Below are 16628 nucleotides of genomic sequence, written 5' to 3' on the forward strand. Positions count from 1 at the left end.
GCCACAATGGATCAATTTGTAATCCAAGGTGGCACCACTTTAAACGGTGAAGTCACTATATCTGGAGCCAAGAATGCGGCTCTACCCATCTTATTTGCTGCATTACTTGCAGATGGCAAAAGTACATTTAGTAACGTACCTCAGCTGCGCGATATTGTTACGACAGAAGCGCTACTGCGAACACTAGGTGCTGAAGTAAATTGGCGTGGAGAATTACTGGAAGTAGATGGGCGCTGTGTTGACAAAGTACTGGCCCCTTATGAGCTTGTAAAGCAGATGCGTGCGTCTGTTTTAGCGCTAGGACCATTGTTAGCGCGTTTTGGCAAAGCACAGGTCTCTTTGCCAGGCGGCTGTGCCATTGGTGCTCGTCCGGTTGATTTACATATCTCAGGCCTTGAAAAGATGGGCGCTCAAATTAGTGTTGAAAATGGTTATATCAATGCTCAAACGCCACAGGGAAAGCGCTTGCAAGGCGCGGAAATTTTCATGGAAACCGTGTCGGTCGGTGCGACAGAAAACCTCTTAATGGCCGCAACTTTGGCTGAGGGGACCACTGTGTTAGAAAACGCAGCTCGCGAACCTGAGATCATCAATTTAGCACTGTGTCTAACTGCCATGGGTGCCAAAATTCAAGGGGCGGGTTCAAGCCGCATTGAAATACAAGGTGTTGAAAAGTTAGATGGCTGTGAGCATAAAATTCTACCTGATCGCATTGAAACAGGCACATTTTTAGTCGCCGCAGCAATGAGCAAAGGTGAAGTATTGTGTCGCAATACGGATCACGCTAGTCTCGAACCTGTACTTGAAAAGCTACGTCAAGCCAATGCCGCAGTTGAGGTCAATGGCGATAGCATATTTGTCAGTATGAAAAATCGAGATCTTAAAGCGGTAAATATCAAGACCATGCCACATCCTGGTTTCCCAACAGATATGCAAGCGCAATTTACGGCACTCAATGTGGTTGCAAATGGCAGTGCAACGATTACCGAAACGATTTTTGAAAATCGCTTTATGCATGTGCCAGAGCTTCAGCGAATGGGCGCCAATATTCGTCTTGAAGGCAACACTGCAATTTGTGATGAAACCACGCGTTTATCGGGTGCACAAGTGATGGCAACAGATTTGCGTGCTTCAGCTAGCTTGATTTTAACGGGCATTGTCGCACAAGGTGAAACTGTCGTTGACCGCATTTATCATGTTGATAGAGGTTATCAAAAAATAGAAGATAAGCTCAGTCGTCTTGGGGCAAATATTCGCCGTAAGCACAACTAAGATCGCGCGCTAAGTGAAGAAGCTCACCATAGCTGGATGAACCAATTATGGTGTCGCTTCACCGCTCGCTTTTTCTAGATAGGAGCACTAGTAAATCGGGGTTTCAAGCTCGACTACCTCGACCATAAATACGAGGCGCTCTCCATTGCGATTCACTTCAAACTCAAGCTCGGTACCGGGTTCTGTGTTGCCAATGGTACGCAGTGTTTTTTGCGGGTTGGTAATGGCATTTCCCGCAACTTTGGTGACAATGTCTCCATCTTTCATGCCCGCTTGCCAAACAGGACCTAGGGGGTCAAGCTCGCTGATCCGTAGACCCATGATCGGGGTGTAAACATCGGTAATAACCTGCCCCTTGTTATCCACTGCGGTGCCTTTGAAACCCAAATAGCCCCGAATAACGCGGCCGTCTTCAATAATTTTAGTCATAACATCCTTGGCAAGCCGATAGGGTACTGCAAAGGAGATACCTTCAATATCAATGTTGTATCGAGTGGTGAATTGAGCAGATGTAATACCAACTAAAGTACCATTTGAGTTGACCAGAGCGCCGCCTGAGTTACCCACGTTGACCGCAGCATCGGTTTGCAGCAGGCTATTATATTGGCTCTCTGTTAAAGTTTGTTTACCTGTGGCACTAATGATCCCTTGCGTGATGGTTTGTCCAAGGTTGAGCGGGTTGCCGATGGCCAGTACTACGTCCCCAATACGCGGGATTAAATTGTCATTCATTGGAATAACTGGCAGATGATCTTCATTGACTTTGATGACCGCGAGGTCTGTAATGGTGTCGAATCCGATCAGCACACCATAATATTGTCTACCATCGGGCAATAAAACAATGATTTGATCTGCACTATTGATAACGTGATAGTTAGTTAAGATATAGCCATCCGAACTCATGATCACCCCAGAGCCCAATTCTTGGATGCGATTTTGGCGCTTAAATCGAGGTACAGAACTAAAACTTTCTGAAAATATGGTGACAACAGCAGGTGCTGCTCTGCTAACACCATTGGCAAAACTCATTTGCTGAACAGTGTATGGCACGTTTAGATTGGCTGCTTTTTCTCTTAACTCAGGTTTTAACCAGAGGATCAAAAGAGCAATACCGAGCCCTATCAAAGCGGGGGCGAGAATAAATCTAATAAATTGAAGCACGGTTTATTGTTATACGTATTTTATTTTGTGATAAAGCTATCATGACACAAAACAACGCAGCGGCAAGAGCCACTGCGCAATTCTAGCTGTTTTTTGTAACTCTTTACTGAATTAGGTAGAAAACAGAATCTCTTCCGCGTTTAATGCCAAGTACAATGTTGCCTTGAATATCGTCAATCAGACTCTTCATTTCTCTGACAGTAGTTACTCGTTGGCGGTTAACCTGCATTATCACATCGCCTTCTTGCAGTCCGACTCGAGCTGCTGGCGAACGCTCATCAATACTGACAACTACAATACCTTGATTGCCATTGCGCTCATTACTTTCAAGGACCGCACCTCGTAAGCTTGGATGGATCCGGTCAGCCTGAGCTTGTCGTTCATTTTGGCCTTGTAATTTAACATCTAAGGTACGTTTTTTACCATCACGGTAAATGCCGACTTCAATTTCACGGCCTTCTCCAAGGGTGGCGATTTTTCCGCGCAGCTCTTCAATACTTTCTACTTTATCGCCGTCGATACTGGTAATCACATCATTTGCTTTAACTCCAGCTTCAGCGGCTGCTGAATCAGGGGTGACTTCTTGAATATAAACACCTTGTTTGACATCAAATCCTTGGGCTTCAGCAAGACCAGCATTGAGTGTGCGGCCGACAATACCAAGGGAGCCACGTCGGACTTGGCCATACTCGATGATTTGGTCGACTAAGTTTTTCATCATGTTGGACGGGATTGCAAAGCCTATCCCAACATTACCGCCTGAAGCGCCCAGAATTGCGGTGTTAATACCAATTAGCTCACCTTTTAAGTTGACTAATGCGCCGCCTGAATTCCCTTGATTGATTGCTGCATCAGTTTGAATAAAGTCTTCATAACCTTCGATATTCAGGCCACTGCGGCCAAGTGCACTGACGATACCTGATGTCACTGTGTGGCTCAAGCCAAATGGGTTACCGATGGCAACTGAAAAATCACCAACACGGAGTTTATCTGAATCAGCGAGCTTTACTTCTGTAAGATCTTCGTTATCAATCTGAAGCAGTGCAATGTCAGATTCTTTGTCAGCACCAATTAATTTGGCCTTAAATTCGCGGCCATCTTTGAGTGTAACAATGATATTGTCGGCTTCGTCTATCACATGGTTATTGGTGACAACATAGCCTTCTCCGGCATCTATGATCACCCCTGAACCTAAACCGCTAAAAGGACGTTTTTGTGTTCGTGGAGCTGGGTTGCCGAAGAAGAAATCAAATGGGTCAACACGGCGGCGTACTTCTTTAGCGCCTGAAACTTGGATACTCACGACGCCTGGTGTTACACGCTCTAACATCGGCGCTAGCGTCGGCAGTTGTTGGCCATCGACCGCAACAGGTAGCCTAGCTTCTGCGCTATGTGGAAGCAAAAGTAAGCTGGAAGAGAAAAGCGCTGCGGATAATAAAGTTAATTTTAATTTCATAGTCTGGAAATTCTCCTAAATAACAGCGTTAAACACATCACTTTTACTGCTTATTAAGCAGCCGCTTAGAATGCCCTTTAAGCGGTATGATGTGAGTCAGAATTAAAGAGCGGATAATACCCGCTCTGTTATTCGGTGGTTATTTCTAAAGACTATGAGGCTGAAAAAAAGTTCATCAAGAAGTTTTTAATTGCTCGCTTTTTGCGCGATCATCGTTAAATAAACCGCTTTCTCCTTCGGCATAATCAACCGGTTGTTGGTGATGAGTTGACTCACTATTACGCCTTTTTTCAGGTCTTGCGCGCAATGATGCTTGAAGTTGTTCAGTGGTCTCTTTAGAGAAAAACGGCTCACTTGAGTGACTGCGTTTTTCTTCAAGTAAAAGCTGGTTGGTGTCTTCTACGTGCTGAAGCAGTTGGCTGTAATTGTCCTGCATTTTGCCAACTAGCTTTTTAGTATTTGCTAAGTGGTCTGCGACGTCCTGCCTATATTGTTCCAAGTTTTGCTCAGCTTGCTGCGCTTGCTGTTCTAATTCTTCATGTTTGAACTGCTTTTTGGTAAAGAGTGAACCTAAGAAAAATGCACTGATCGCCACGATGATCAATAAGCCCAACCATGCAATTGTTGTCATATTTACTCCTGTGTAAGGTGAGTATCACCTAATTACTTTTACTAAAATGCTATCTATCGATAGGTTAAATATACGCTGAGATTGGATGCGTGTTAATATATTGGGCAAATAAAACTGCTCTGTTTAATAAAAAATATGATGACGCCGTGGGAAAAGTATCAACAAGATCTTACAAGAGATGACTTTCAGTACGACAGTGCGCAAGAGAATGCGGTAAAGCATTTGCAGCGTTTATATGACGATTTGATATCTCAACCGCCTGAGCCAAAAGGCTTCTTTGCTAAGCTTTTTGGTAAAAAACAAATGGAGCCCGTAAAAGGACTCTATTTTTGGGGAGGGGTAGGCCGAGGTAAAACGTATTTGGTTGACACATTCTATGAAGCTTTACCCGGTGACAGAAAAATGCGCGTGCATTTTCACCGTTTTATGCATCGTGTTCACGATGAATTAAAAAAGCTCAAAGAGGTAAAAAACCCACTCAACGTTGTTGCCGACATATTTAAGTCAGAGACGGACATCATTTGCTTCGATGAGTTCTTTGTCCAAGATATTACCGATGCGATGTTATTAGGTGGCTTGATGGAGGCGTTGTTTGAACGCGGAATTGTCCTTGTTGCGACGTCCAATATTGTGCCTGATGAGCTGTATCGTAACGGTTTGCAGCGAGCGCGATTTTTACCTGCTATAGCACTTGTTAAAGCCAATACAGAAATTGTCAATGTGGATTCTGGTATAGACTATCGATTACGTACGTTGGAGTCCGCAGAAATTTTTCATAGTCCGCTTGATGCACAAGCCGATGACAATTTATTTGAGTACTTTGATAAGTTGTCACCAGAACCTGGCGTGTTTGATTCTGAAATCGAAATTGAAGGGCGTATGATTAAAACGCGTAAGGTATCAGATTGCATCGCTATGTTTGATTTTACGCAGTTATGTGAAACGGCTCGTTCGCAGGTAGATTATATGGAGATTAGCCGTTTGTATAACACGGTTATCTTATCGAATGTAAAGCAAATGGGGCAGTCTAATGATGATGCTGCACGGCGTTTTATTGCCTTGGTCGATGAGTTTTACGAGCGCAATGTGACCCTGATCATTTCTTCAGAGGCACCCATTGATGACATTTATACGCAAGGTACATTAAACTTTGAATTCAGACGTTGTATCAGTCGCTTACAAGAAATGCAATCCCTCGAATACCTGTCACGAGAACACTTAGCTTAATTAAATAACATTTCTAGTGGAAAAATCAGCCACACGCTGGTTTTTCCAAGTTACCCTTGCTATAATCCGCGGCCTGCCACGTTGCGTTCTATAGCCCTCGTCGGCTTAGCCACCGACTTGAGCGGCAAAAAAGTCTTAAACTCGAAGGGGTTGAAGCACCATTAGTAGAGCGGTAGTCCTTTGACTACCAGTGGTTTTAACTGAAAACTTTGGATTTTATAAATGAAAACGTTTGTTGCTAAACCAGAAACTGTAAAACGTGACTGGTACGTAGTTGACGCTGAAGGTAAAACTTTAGGTCGTATTGCTACTGAAATCGCTGCTCGCCTTCGCGGTAAGCACAAGGCTGAGTACACTCCACATGTTGACACTGGTGATTACATCATCGTTATCAACGCTGAGAAAGTTACTGTAACTGGTAACAAAGCACAGCAGAAAATGTACTACGCTCACTCTGGTTACCCAGGTGGTCTTAAGTCTGTTAACTTCGAAAAACTTCAAGCTAAAAAGCCTGAAATGATCATCGAAAAAGCAGTTAAAGGCATGTTACCTCGCGGTCCTCTAGGTCGTGAAATGTTCCGTAAACTTAAAGTTTACGCTGGTAACGAGCACAACCATGCGGCACAACAGCCTCAGGTTCTAGACATTTAAGGAGCACTATCATGGCAAATCAATACTACGGTACAGGTCGTCGTAAAAGTTCAAGTGCTCGCGTATTCTTACGCCCAGGCACTGGCAACATCGTAATTAATCAACGTTCTATCGAAGAATACTTCGGTCGTGAAACTTCTCGCATGGTTGTTCGTCAGCCACTAGAGCTAGTTGAACTAACTGAGAAGTTTGACCTTTACATCACTGTTGCAGGTGGTGGTATGACTGGTCAAGCTGGCGCAATCCGCCACGGTATCACTCGTGCACTTATGGAGTTTGACGAGTCACTACGTCCTACTCTACGTAAAGCTGGCTTCGTTACTCGTGACGCTCGTCGCGTTGAACGTAAGAAAGTTGGTCTTAAGAAAGCACGTAAGAAGACACAGTTCTCAAAACGTTAATTTATTACGTTTCAGAATTTGCAAAAACCCAGCCTTGTGCTGGGTTTTTTGTTTTAAGTACTATTGTGATGTTTAAACTATTGGTACAATTGCGATTAGCCGCTTTTCATTCACCGAGGGGGTGATTGAAACGACAGGTGAACAGCCACAATTTGTTGGGTTCCTTCGATTTGAAAAGTTTCATTGAAGCAAACTACAGGCGAATATTGTGGTTTTATATTTTAAAAACAACAATAAAAATGAAAGGATTAGTCATGAAATACCTTATTAGTATCTTTATTCTCATTTCCACATTTGCAGTTCAAGCAGAGGTGACCTGTAAGGGTAAAATTATTAAACTAGTGAAGTGGACAGATAAGAATCAAGCGGCGATTTATTTAGACAACACAAACACTCGCTGGATCTTATTACCCGACGATCAAACTTCATTATCCATGGCATTGACTGCATATGCATCGGGAAAAGAGGTTGCATTATATTGGCGAGATCGTGATGTAACGAGCTGTTCAGCTGGCTGGGAGCACTATCGTAAATTGAATGGCTATTTTTTAATTCAATAGTGATATTTAAACATAAAAGCAAAGCGGTTTATGCCGCTTTGTATGTCCTCTAAAAATACCTTCCGTACTATTTTAAACTTTCTAAAAAGCCTAAATGTTATTTTTCGGCTGACCAATTTATCGCCATTTCTCTGCTACACTTGCAGGGCAAGTAAATTATATCGCGATATCATCTGATTAATTTTTCATTCATTTGAAAAGAGGTTGATCTTGGTCAGGGAATCATTGCGAAAGACGTCATATCATAACCTGTCGTTTCTAGTCTTGGCTGTTTATTGAAGCGTTTAGCACTTTATATGGTCATCATTAGAATAGTAATAACCTTGTTAAATAAATGGTTTTTACTAATGATCGCGTCTATTTTGAAATATCTTAAAATTAACCTGCTGTAACTGATGTTCTCAATATAGCAAGTGTTGAGGATCATAGTGGAGATAAGTGGATGAGCAATGCGCCTGTTGACAACAGCCGACGCCGTTTTTTAACTATCGCTACCTCTGTCGTAGGTGGTGTTGGTGCGGTTGGAGCTGCTGTTCCTTTTATTGCGTCTTGGAATCCAAGTGAGCGTGCTAAATCTGCAGGGGCTCCTGTAGAAGTGGACATAAGCAAACTTGAGCCTGGACAACTAATTCGTGTTGAGTGGCGAGGGAAACCTGTATGGGTTATTTATCGTACACCAAAAATGCTAGAACAAATGAAACAACACGAAGATCAACTTCGTGACCCCAACTCCAACGAGGCACAACAGTTGGACTCGGCAAAAAACAGCTACCGCTCAAAGCGAGAGGAAATTTTTGTTGCGGTTGGGATCTGTACCCACTTGGGTTGTTCTCCAACGTTTATGAATGGTGGGTTCGGCGAGAAAGTGGAAGGTACGGCTGATGGCTTTTTCTGCCCATGCCATGGTTCTAAATTCGATATGGCTGGACGTGTTTTCCAAAATGTTCCCGCACCATTGAACTTGGAAGTACCACCGTACACCTTCCTTGATGACACCACAATTCTTGTGGGCGAAGAAGAGGAGGTGGCATAATGGCAACTAAATATGAAGAACAAAGCCCGGCTACAGATGCGCCGAGCAAGCAATCTAGCGATGGTGTTGTCAGCTCTGTAGTAGGCTGGATCAACGATCGCATTCCTATGACGCGTGTGTGGAATATGCACATTGCGCAATACCCAGCTCCGAAAAATTTCAATTTTTGGTATTTATTTGGTTCCTTAGCGATTTTGGTTTTGGTTAATCAAATTGTGACAGGAATTTGGTTAACAATGAACTTTGTGCCTTCTGCAGAGGGCGCATTTGCTTCAGTTGAATACATCATGCGAGATGTTGAATACGGTTGGTTGTTGAGGTACCTCCACTCCACTGGTGCTTCTGCATTTTTTGTCGTCGTATACTTGCATATGTTCCGTGGCATGATCTACGGCTCTTATCAGAAGCCAAGAGAATTGTTATGGCTCTTTGGCATGCTGATATTTCTCGCGCTAATGGCTGAAGCCTTCATGGGTTATTTATTGCCTTGGGGTCAGATGTCATTTTGGGGGGCACAGGTAATTATTTCGTTATTTGGTGCGATCCCGTTTGTCGGCGAAGATCTAACTCTTTGGATCCGAGGTGATTATGTTATCTCCGGCGCGACCCTAAACCGTTTCTTTGCATTGCATGTAATTGCCTTACCTTTAGTATTAGTTATTCTTGTGTTCCTACATATTGTAGCGCTACATGAAGTGGGCTCTAACAACCCTGACGGTATTGAGATCAAACGTAAAAAAGGCTCAGTGGCTGAAGAGGACAAGCCTAAGTTTGAATTCCATGAATACTACACGAGTAAAAAAGACATTGTAGATGCCATTCCATTCCATCCTTATTACACTGTAAAGGACGTCTTGGGCGTTGCTGGTTTCCTTATTTTGTTCTGTTGGGTCGTGTTTTTCATGCCTGAAATGAATGGTTTCTTCTTAGAAGCGCCAAACTTTGAAGCGGCAAACCCACTTAAAACACCAGAACATATCTTCCCTGTTTGGTATTTTACGCCTTTCTATGCGATTTTACGTGCTATTCCTGATAAACTATTTGGCGTAGTGGCGATGGGCGCCTCAATTGTTATGCTGGCATTATTGCCATGGCTAGATAGAGGTAAGGTGCGCTCCATTCGTTATCGCAGTATTTGGCATAAGTTAAATATCGCACAGTTTGTAGTGACCTTCTTAATTTTAGGTTGGGCTGGTGCTACACCACAGACGGTATTTTCTACAATCTTGTCGCAAATTTGTACTGTGACGTATTTCATGTTCTTTGTATTGTTATATTTCTATTCAAAGAATGAAGCGACAAAGCCACTACCGACGAGGTTGACGAAATGATGAAAAAGCTATTAATCGGTTTGTTCGCATTGTTGCCAACCTTCGCAATGGCAGCAGGTCCATCAGTTCCGCTTATGGACGCTAATATTGATTTGAGGGACAATGCATCTTTGCAGCGTGGCGCTAAACTATTTATGAATTACTGTTTAGGTTGTCACCAGATGCAATATCAACGTTATGAACGCACCTTTCGTGATATTGGTATCCCTGTTGAAATAGGTAAAGAGACATTAATTTTTGATGACTCTAAAGTAGGTTCGCACATCCTTAACTCAATGTCTCAGGATGATGCTGCCAAATGGTTTGGTGCGGCACCGCCAGATTTAACCTTGATATCTCGAGTTAAATCACCAAATTACATTTATACCTACTTAAAGTCGTTTTATAAAGATGAGTCTCGTCCTTTTGGTGTGAATAATGTTGTATTTCCACTGGTGGGAATGCCTCACGTTCTACAAGAACTACAGGGCTTACCAACGGCAATTACAGAAGATGTCGTTGAAAATGGTGAGACTGTAACCAAAATTGTGGGTGTCGAAACTGACGGCTCCGGTGAGATGAGTGATGATGAATACGATCAAGCAGCAAGGGATCTCACTAACTTTTTAGCGTATGTGGGTGAGCCTTCTCGATTAGAATCAGAAGCAATAGGTATCAAAGTGCTTGGATTCTTGGTAATCTTCTTCATCTTAGCTTTCTTATTGAAGAAAGAGTACTGGAGAGACGTTCATTAATTTGAACACTCAATGGTGATTATAGGTAATAGGGGCATATGCCCCTATTGCTGTTTAAAGTGATTTGATTACTTTGTGATTAATTTATGGAGGTAGGCATGGCCGTAGCTGCCAATAAGCGCCCAGTTATGACTCTTTTTTCTGGTGCAAACTGTATGTATAGCCATCAGGTTCGTATCGTTTTAGCAGAAAAAGGTGTAAGTGTTGATATTCATCTGGCTGAAAAGGATAACTTGCCAGAAGCGCTACACGAAATTAACCCATATGGTACTGTTCCGACGCTGATCGATCGTGAACTTGGCTTGTATCAAGCAAATATCATTATGGAATATTTGGATGAGCGTTTCCCGCATCCACCGTTGATGCCAGTATATCCAGTTATGCGTGGTCGCAGCCGCTTAATGATGCACCGTATCGAAAATGATTGGTACAGCCTTGCTGATAAAATTCTATCAGGAAACGATGCTGATAACGCGCGTAAAGAGTTAACTGAAGCTCTGCTTGCTGTGGCACCTATCTTTGGCGAAGCACCTTACTTTATGAGTGAAGAGTTTAGCTTGGTAGACTGCTTTATGGCACCATTACTATGGCGTTTGCCTCAATTGGGTATTGAACTTAACGGCAGTGGCGCAAGTGAATTGAAAGATTACATGCTTCGTTTATTCGAACGTGAGTCTTTCCAGGCGTCTCTGACTGATATTGAGCGCGAGATCCGCAGCTAATGACATCAAATCGACCTTATTTACTAAGGGCGTTCTATGAGTGGATAGTGGACAATCAGTGCACTCCACATATAGTAGTCAATGCCAACTATCCTCATGTTCAAGTGCCAGTCCAATTTGTACAAGATGGACAAATTGTACTTAACGTGAGCCCTAGCGCGGCAAACAACTTCTCAATGGATAACGACGCACTGAGCTTCAGTGCGCGTTTTTCTGGCCAGCCTATGCAGGTATATGTACCTGTTGAGGCGGTTCTGGCTATCTACGCGAGAGAAAATGGTGAAGGGACTATTTTCTCTGAGGCAAGTATTGAAGAGGATTACGAAGAACAAGCGTATGACTCTGCTGATGACGTAGAGCAGGAAGTTGAAATACAGTCTGAGGACACTGAAGAGAAACCTTCAGGTACAGACAAGCCTAAAAAAGGCGCGCATTTGCGCGTTATTAAATAGAAAAAAACCTGCAATAGCAGGTTTTTTTATATCTGATCACTTATAAATATTCGAATGCTTTAATAACCTTTTCAACTCCGTGGATATTCCGTGCAATCTCAACGGCCTTTTCGGCTTCTGCGGGAGCGACCATTCCCATTAGAAAGACTTCAGCATTTTCAGTAACAACTTTGATATTACTCCCATTGACATTGTCATCAGCAAGGAGTTGTGTTTTTACTTTTGACGTCAGCCAAGTATCGTGTCCTTTTGTAGCAAGGCCGATATTGCTGCCAATACGGATCTGATTGAATAATTTCTTTACACCAATAACAGACTGTACTGCCTTGTTTGCTTCGGTACGCATTTCTACATTGGCAACTTGCCCCGTTAGCAATACAGTTCCGTTTACACTTACTACATTAATGTTGGCATGTTTTGCTAGCCTTTGAATTTTCTTGAGTGCGATGGTCGCTTTAATTTCAATGCTATTGTCGTCGATTTGGGAGCCAATTGTGCGCCTGTCATTGGCTGCCGATACGGCGCTGGCTGTTCCTGCAACAACAGCGGCTGCACACCCTTGAAGCAAAGACAGTATCGAGATTAACAAGATGGTTCTTAACATCATAATTAGGCATCCTGTGGGAATAAAATGTTGTCGATGAGCTGGCTTAGGCAATGTACTGTAAACATGTGAGACTCTAAAATTCGACTAGGTCGTTTACTAGGGACTCTAATTTCTACGTCATTAGGTCCCAATAATCCTGTTAGTTCGCCACCGTCATTGCCCGTCAATGCAATGACCTTTAAGTCTTTGGTCAAAGCAGATTCGACTGCACTGATAACTTCTTTTTCATTACCATTGAGCGCAACAGCGAAAAGTAAATCTCCTTCTTGAGCTACAGCCCTGATCTGACGAGCATACAGCTCCGTGAGAGTATTAGTGTGTTGGCTACTCAAATTGATGTTGGATTGACTCAATGTCAATGCAGGTAAACATGGGCGCTCAGTTTCATAAAAGTTAATCAATAAGCTGGCAAAATGCTCAGCAAGCATGTGGCTGCTAGGCTCACCACAGCAGATCAATTTATTGCCATTAATTAAGGTCTGAGAAATGACGTATGCAGCCGTTTCTAGTTGTTCTGGAAGTGCCTCTCCCGCCGCTATTTGCGCTTGAATGCTTTCGGTAAAGATGGCTTTGATAGATTCTTGCATATTAAAAAACGTTCTTTATCCATTGTATCGCATGTGGGGTGTTCCCCTGTATTGCAACAAAGTCTACGCGCAGCGCAACATTATGCAAGGTAAAATCTTGCATATATTGGTAGATACTGCGCCTTAGACGCTGTTGTTTTTGTTGTGAAAGTGTATTGAGTGCACCGCCATATTTGAGACTTTTGCGGTATTTAACTTCCACAAATACCCAAGTTTGGGCATCTTTCATGATTAAATCAATTTCTCCATGTCTACACAAGTAATTACGTGAAACTGGTGTTAGGCCGTGTTTTTTTAAGTAACGCTCTGCAATAGTTTCAAAGTAAAGACCTTTCTCTCGTGTATTAGTAAAAATTCCTTTTAGCATTTCATCTGTCCTTAATTGATTGCTCCTAGCAGCTTAGGGTGCCCCAGAACCATACTTTATTCTTTTTGCATAAAAAGAGGAGTCGGCAGGCGTTCATCTAAACTCACGAGGCGAATACTATTTTTATGGTATTGTCCCCAACTTAATTTTCTGTGTATTTGATTGGCTTCTTTTATGCTCAAAGAGCCCGTTAAACCATCGAATTCTTTGCCTGGAATTTTGCTTAACTGCTTAAGTTCCGGAATGAGATTGAGTGCATCATGTGCCATCGCAAACAGCCGCTGCTCAATATCTGCTTGTTCAGGCCACAAGCGGGCATAGGTATCACGTAAATTTCGTTCGTTGATGGCATCGGGAAGCATCCAAGGAAGCTCGGTAAAATATAACCCTTCTAAATCACCTTTGTCTGTTTTGTCGATTTGTTTGCTGTAACTTCGAGAACTGGCGTAGAGCGGGATCCGCTCCGCAAAGGTACTGACATTGACATCCAGGTACGGTTTGATCAAACGGGTTTCAATTGCGTCGCCTAAAATATAAATCGCGTCTATGTCTCGCCTAGAGCGTGTTTCACTTTCCACTTCACTACGAAATAAGCTTTTAACTTCTTTGATCCTAGCTTTTGAGCTATCCACCTCAAGCAACCCAGTGATCACCTCGACCATGTCTTCACTGTTGTTGTAAAACCCAGCCTCAGGCTCTGTTTTACTGAAGTTTTGCCACTGTGAATTAAAGTGAGCAATGAGACGTTGGCCAGATGGTGTATTCGGTGCGAGCAGCATAGGCTTTTGAAAACCTTTTGCTAAAAAGTGTACCATTGCTTGTTCTACTTCATGCTCAGGGTTAAGAGCAAAATAATAGTGTTCAGTATGGATGCGCTCGGCATCTTCTGGGTCTATTTCATTCAAAAAAATAGCAGCAGATTGAGCGACAAAACTGCTGGATTTAACTTTGACTATATTGGATTTTAAAAGTGGCCCTATGATGAAATCTGCTTGAACTTTTTGTAGTTCTCTCTCAATCAGCTCTGCGCTGTCCATTTCATCAATAAAGTAAATTTCATTTACTTGGCTTTTATCCATCGCAGCTAAGAAACCATTTTTCAACGCGGCACCTAAACGCTCGCTACTACCTGATTGTGGTAATAAAATTGCTAGCTTAGTTGCTTGGTAGGGCGCCAAGTTGATGGTCGATTTGACTTCACTGGGAATAATGAAACTGCCCGGGTGATTTTTATAGCGCCTTTGCCAATTATTCATGGCTTGGTGCAGTTGCACGGTTGAGCCTAAATAGACTTGGTGATACTTTGCAAGTTTGACCCACCCCTGTTGAATGACTGAACCGCGGTCAAAGCGCTCGAGCGCATAGGAAGATAGCTGTTGTAAAGCGGACCAAATATCTTTGTCTAGTCCTGCGATGGTGAGTTTATTTTGTTGCGCGATATCTGCGCTCTTAAAGTAGTGAACGAGCGCCTTTTTGGGTAATTTTTGGGAGGCAAAAATACTGCCTGTCAGATACTGGTGCCATCCTCTATGCTCTGCAAGCTTTAGCTGTGCATTGACGGTTTGTAATATGGTGTGGGCACTCTCATATTTTCCTTGTTCTTTTTGCGCAAAGGCGATGTATAGCTTGTTTTGCACATGATCGACACTTGCTTTAGTCTCTAGTTCAAAACATACCTGCTCTAGCACCGGCCAGTTTTGTTCGCTGATAGCTGCTTCTCTAGCACTGTAGAGTAACTGTATTCTGCTAGCGCCTTGTTTGGATAGAGCAAGGGTATACAATGCATTTGCATTTAGATTTTCCTGTGGCTGGGCTTTTTGGACCTGAGATTGCGGGTTACTTACAGGTTGTTGGTTTTTGGGGGTTGTACCACACGCTGATAACCCGGACAATATAGCCACTATTAGACTTAATTTTTTCAGTTGCACGCGTATACCTTCACTCATCACCTTGTATGTGAATATCTTACTGACTGATCTTGGAGAGCTCAATGACAAAAGCCGAAACCTTAGACAAAATAGGCACCCTTTACATCGTCGCAACACCTATTGGCAATTTAGACGATATTAGTGAACGCGCGCTGAAAACCTTGGCTGAAGTAGATCTGATCGCAGCAGAAGATACGCGCCACACTGGCAAACTATTGAGCCACTTTAATATTAAAGCAAAAACCTTTGCTTTGCATGATCATAATGAAAAACAAAAAGCGCAACAAATCGTAGACTGGTTGAACGAAGGAAAAGATATCGCTTTGGTGTCTGATGCAGGCACTCCTTTAATCAGTGATCCTGGCTATGCTGTGGTCAATCTGTGTAGAGATGTCGGCGCAAAAGTTACACCCGTGCCTGGCGCGTGTGCTGCGATTGCCGCTGTCAGTTGTTCCGGGTTGCCGACCGACAAATTTCAATTTGTCGGTTTTACCCCAGCAAAAAGTCAGGCAAGACAACAGTTTTTTAAAGATGCGTTTGATTCGGGGATCACCAGCATTATGTACGAAAGCACTCATCGCATTATGGCCAGTTTAGGAGATTTAGCTACCGCGCTGGGGGAACAACAGCAGGTGGTGTTTGCGAAGGAGTTGACTAAAACGTACGAGACGTTTTTTAGTGGTCCTGTGTGTGAGTTGATAGAGTTTTTGACTGATGAGCCGGAGCGCCAACGAGGTGAGCTGGTGTTAATTTTGCCTGGAAAAGGGAAAGAAACGGCAGCAATCACACCTGAAGCACAGAAATTAATCACACTTTTAGAGAGCGAGATGCCGCTTAAGAAGGCATGTGGAGTTGCAGCAGAGTACTTCGGATTAAAGAAAAATGCACTGTATAAAGCCATCATTGCTCAAAGAGAAGAATCCTAGAAAAATCGCTGTGATTTAGCCTAGAAAAGGGTATAATACGCGCCGAGTTGGCCGGATAATCGCTGCTTGTGACGAAAATGATCAAGGGGAGGAAAGTCCGGGCTCCACAGGGCAGGGTGCCAGCTAACGGCTGGGGGGTGAAAGCCCACGACAAGTGCAGCAGAGAGAAGACCGCCAACTTCGGTTGGTAAGGGTGAAAGGGTGCGGTAAGAGCGCACCGGACCACTGGTAACAGTTGGTTGCAAGGTAAACTCCACCCGGAGCAAGACCAAATAGGGTTCCTTATGGTGTGGCCCACATCGGAACCGGGTAGGTTGCTTGAGCCTAAGAGCGATTTTAGGCCTAGACGAATGATTATCACCTCGCAAGAGGGACAGAACCCGGCTTATAGGCCAACTCACATTTTTAACTGATCGCCCATTGTTTTGGGCGATCAGAACTTACCTTACGAACTTACTATACTCTATCTAGCTATCAAAGCTCACGTATACCTCGGCATGCAATTTTACGCACTTTTAAATAAGCTCCCCTTTTCATATTACACAGGCAAGCAGAGTTAATAATTGCCTATGTTTTATATAA

General features: G+C 43.2%; 18 protein-coding genes and 1 other RNA gene. 12 read left to right on the forward strand and 7 right to left on the reverse strand.

Translation table 11 applies throughout. The features are described 5' to 3' along the window. The first annotated feature begins 6 nt into the window (after nucleotides 1-6). Complete coding sequence (murA, locus tag N483_RS03770; RefSeq protein WP_023397230.1) at nucleotides 7-1272, forward strand: UDP-N-acetylglucosamine 1-carboxyvinyltransferase; 1266 nt, start codon at nucleotides 7-9, stop codon at nucleotides 1270-1272. An 87-nt stretch (nucleotides 1273-1359) separates the two neighbouring features. On the opposite strand, the gene N483_RS03775 is transcribed toward murA, so the two are convergent. The 3 genes from N483_RS03775 to N483_RS03785 form a co-directional block, all read right to left on the reverse strand. After that, nucleotides 1360-2301 carry a trypsin-like peptidase domain-containing protein gene (locus N483_RS03775; protein ID WP_419555102.1) on the reverse strand — a complete coding sequence of 314 codons (942 nt, stop codon included), beginning with the start codon at nucleotides 2299-2301 and terminating at the stop codon, nucleotides 1360-1362. Nucleotides 2302-2536: 235 nt separating this feature from the next. Continuing rightward, nucleotides 2537-3889 (reverse strand): DegQ family serine endoprotease, encoded by a 1353-nt coding sequence (locus N483_RS03780; protein ID WP_023397228.1) that lies wholly within the window; start codon nucleotides 3887-3889, stop codon nucleotides 2537-2539. Between the two features lie 175 nt (nucleotides 3890-4064). After that, nucleotides 4065-4520, reverse strand: a complete 456-nt coding sequence (locus N483_RS03785; RefSeq protein WP_023397227.1) for a ZapG family protein — start codon at nucleotides 4518-4520, stop codon at nucleotides 4065-4067. 138 nt (nucleotides 4521-4658) lie between these two features. Between N483_RS03785 and zapE the strand changes: the two genes are divergently transcribed. The 9 genes from zapE (at nucleotide 4659) to N483_RS03830 (ending at nucleotide 11631) form a co-directional block, all read left to right on the forward strand. Then, nucleotides 4659-5747 (forward strand): cell division protein ZapE, encoded by a 1089-nt coding sequence (gene zapE, locus N483_RS03790; protein ID WP_036974892.1) that lies wholly within the window; start codon nucleotides 4659-4661, stop codon nucleotides 5745-5747. A gap of 222 nt (nucleotides 5748-5969) precedes the next feature. Further along, on the forward strand, nucleotides 5970-6398 hold the full coding sequence (gene rplM / locus N483_RS03795) for a 50S ribosomal protein L13 (RefSeq protein WP_023397225.1): 429 nt from the start codon (nucleotides 5970-5972) through the stop codon (nucleotides 6396-6398). An 8-nt stretch (nucleotides 6399-6406) separates the two neighbouring features. Next, nucleotides 6407-6799: a 30S ribosomal protein S9 gene (gene rpsI / locus N483_RS03800; protein WP_145925054.1), complete on the forward strand. Its 393-nt coding sequence runs from the start codon at nucleotides 6407-6409 to the stop codon at nucleotides 6797-6799. 254 nt (nucleotides 6800-7053) lie between these two features. Beyond that, nucleotides 7054-7359 (forward strand): hypothetical protein, encoded by a 306-nt coding sequence (locus tag N483_RS03805; protein WP_023397223.1) that lies wholly within the window; start codon nucleotides 7054-7056, stop codon nucleotides 7357-7359. Between the two features lie 442 nt (nucleotides 7360-7801). Further along, nucleotides 7802-8392 (forward strand): ubiquinol-cytochrome c reductase iron-sulfur subunit, encoded by a 591-nt coding sequence (petA, locus tag N483_RS03810; RefSeq protein ID WP_023397222.1) that lies wholly within the window; start codon nucleotides 7802-7804, stop codon nucleotides 8390-8392. A 107-nt stretch (nucleotides 8393-8499) separates the two neighbouring features. Further along, on the forward strand, nucleotides 8500-9723 hold the full coding sequence (locus N483_RS03815; protein ID WP_052027326.1) for a cytochrome b: 1224 nt from the start codon (nucleotides 8500-8502) through the stop codon (nucleotides 9721-9723). Then, nucleotides 9720-10457, forward strand: a complete 738-nt coding sequence (locus tag N483_RS03820; RefSeq protein ID WP_023397220.1) for a cytochrome c1 — start codon at nucleotides 9720-9722, stop codon at nucleotides 10455-10457. The genes N483_RS03815 and N483_RS03820 overlap by 4 nt, the downstream gene beginning before the upstream one ends. A 98-nt stretch (nucleotides 10458-10555) precedes the next feature. After that, nucleotides 10556-11179, forward strand: coding sequence for a stringent starvation protein SspA (gene sspA / locus N483_RS03825; protein ID WP_023397219.1), 624 nt, complete (start codon nucleotides 10556-10558; stop codon nucleotides 11177-11179). Then, a complete protein-coding gene (locus N483_RS03830) occupies nucleotides 11179-11631 on the forward strand; it encodes a ClpXP protease specificity-enhancing factor (protein ID WP_023397218.1) in 453 nt (150 codons plus the stop codon). The genes sspA and N483_RS03830 overlap by 1 nt, the downstream gene beginning before the upstream one ends. 40 nt (nucleotides 11632-11671) lie before the next feature. Here the strand turns inward: N483_RS03830 and dolP are convergent, their stop codons facing one another. The 4 genes from dolP to N483_RS03850 are packed head-to-tail and all read right to left on the reverse strand — an operon-like array spanning nucleotide 11672 to nucleotide 15120. Next, entirely contained in the window at nucleotides 11672-12238 is a 567-nt protein-coding gene (gene dolP, locus N483_RS03835) for a division/outer membrane stress-associated lipid-binding lipoprotein (RefSeq protein WP_023397217.1), read from the reverse strand. 2 nt (nucleotides 12239-12240) lie between these two features. Next, a complete protein-coding gene (locus N483_RS03840) occupies nucleotides 12241-12825 on the reverse strand; it encodes an SIS domain-containing protein (protein WP_023397216.1) in 585 nt (194 codons plus the stop codon). A 1-nt stretch (nucleotide 12826) separates the two neighbouring features. Then, nucleotides 12827-13192, reverse strand: a complete 366-nt coding sequence (locus N483_RS03845) for a YraN family protein (RefSeq protein ID WP_023397215.1) — start codon at nucleotides 13190-13192, stop codon at nucleotides 12827-12829. Nucleotides 13193-13248: 56 nt separating this feature from the next. Next, a complete protein-coding gene (locus tag N483_RS03850; protein ID WP_036974884.1) occupies nucleotides 13249-15120 on the reverse strand; it encodes a penicillin-binding protein activator in 1872 nt (623 codons plus the stop codon). A 62-nt stretch (nucleotides 15121-15182) separates the two neighbouring features. Between N483_RS03850 and rsmI the strand changes: the two genes are divergently transcribed. Then, on the forward strand, nucleotides 15183-16046 hold the full coding sequence (gene rsmI / locus N483_RS03855; RefSeq protein WP_023397213.1) for a 16S rRNA (cytidine(1402)-2'-O)-methyltransferase: 864 nt from the start codon (nucleotides 15183-15185) through the stop codon (nucleotides 16044-16046). Nucleotides 16047-16089: 43 nt separating this feature from the next. Continuing rightward, nucleotides 16090-16450: RNase P RNA component class A (gene rnpB / locus N483_RS03860), an RNA gene on the forward strand. The last annotated feature ends 178 nt before the right edge of the window (nucleotides 16451-16628 follow it).

The organism is Pseudoalteromonas luteoviolacea NCIMB 1944 (assembly GCF_001625565.1).
GTDB lineage: Bacteria > Pseudomonadota > Gammaproteobacteria > Enterobacterales > Alteromonadaceae > Pseudoalteromonas > Pseudoalteromonas luteoviolacea_F.

Coding starts and splice junctions, on each gene's coding strand:
- murA (WP_023397230.1), top strand. CDS start 7: ATGGATCAATTTGTAATCCAAGGTGGCACCACTTTAAACGGTGAAGTC.
- N483_RS03775 (WP_419555102.1), bottom strand. CDS start 2,301: ATGAGTTTTGCCAATGGTGTTAGCAGAGCAGCACCTGCTGTTGTCACC.
- N483_RS03780 (WP_023397228.1), bottom strand. CDS start 3,889: ATGAAATTAAAATTAACTTTATTATCCGCAGCGCTTTTCTCTTCCAGC.
- N483_RS03785 (WP_023397227.1), bottom strand. CDS start 4,520: ATGACAACAATTGCATGGTTGGGCTTATTGATCATCGTGGCGATCAGT.
- zapE (WP_036974892.1), top strand. CDS start 4,659: ATGACGCCGTGGGAAAAGTATCAACAAGATCTTACAAGAGATGACTTT.
- rplM (WP_023397225.1), top strand. CDS start 5,970: ATGAAAACGTTTGTTGCTAAACCAGAAACTGTAAAACGTGACTGGTAC.
- N483_RS03805 (WP_023397223.1), top strand. CDS start 7,054: ATGAAATACCTTATTAGTATCTTTATTCTCATTTCCACATTTGCAGTT.
- petA (WP_023397222.1), top strand. CDS start 7,802: ATGAGCAATGCGCCTGTTGACAACAGCCGACGCCGTTTTTTAACTATC.
- N483_RS03815 (WP_052027326.1), top strand. CDS start 8,500: ATGACGCGTGTGTGGAATATGCACATTGCGCAATACCCAGCTCCGAAA.
- N483_RS03820 (WP_023397220.1), top strand. CDS start 9,720: ATGATGAAAAAGCTATTAATCGGTTTGTTCGCATTGTTGCCAACCTTC.
- sspA (WP_023397219.1), top strand. CDS start 10,556: ATGGCCGTAGCTGCCAATAAGCGCCCAGTTATGACTCTTTTTTCTGGT.
- N483_RS03830 (WP_023397218.1), top strand. CDS start 11,179: ATGACATCAAATCGACCTTATTTACTAAGGGCGTTCTATGAGTGGATA.
- dolP (WP_023397217.1), bottom strand. CDS start 12,238: ATGATGTTAAGAACCATCTTGTTAATCTCGATACTGTCTTTGCTTCAA.
- N483_RS03840 (WP_023397216.1), bottom strand. CDS start 12,825: ATGCAAGAATCTATCAAAGCCATCTTTACCGAAAGCATTCAAGCGCAA.
- N483_RS03845 (WP_023397215.1), bottom strand. CDS start 13,192: ATGCTAAAAGGAATTTTTACTAATACACGAGAGAAAGGTCTTTACTTT.
- rsmI (WP_023397213.1), top strand. CDS start 15,183: ATGACAAAAGCCGAAACCTTAGACAAAATAGGCACCCTTTACATCGTC.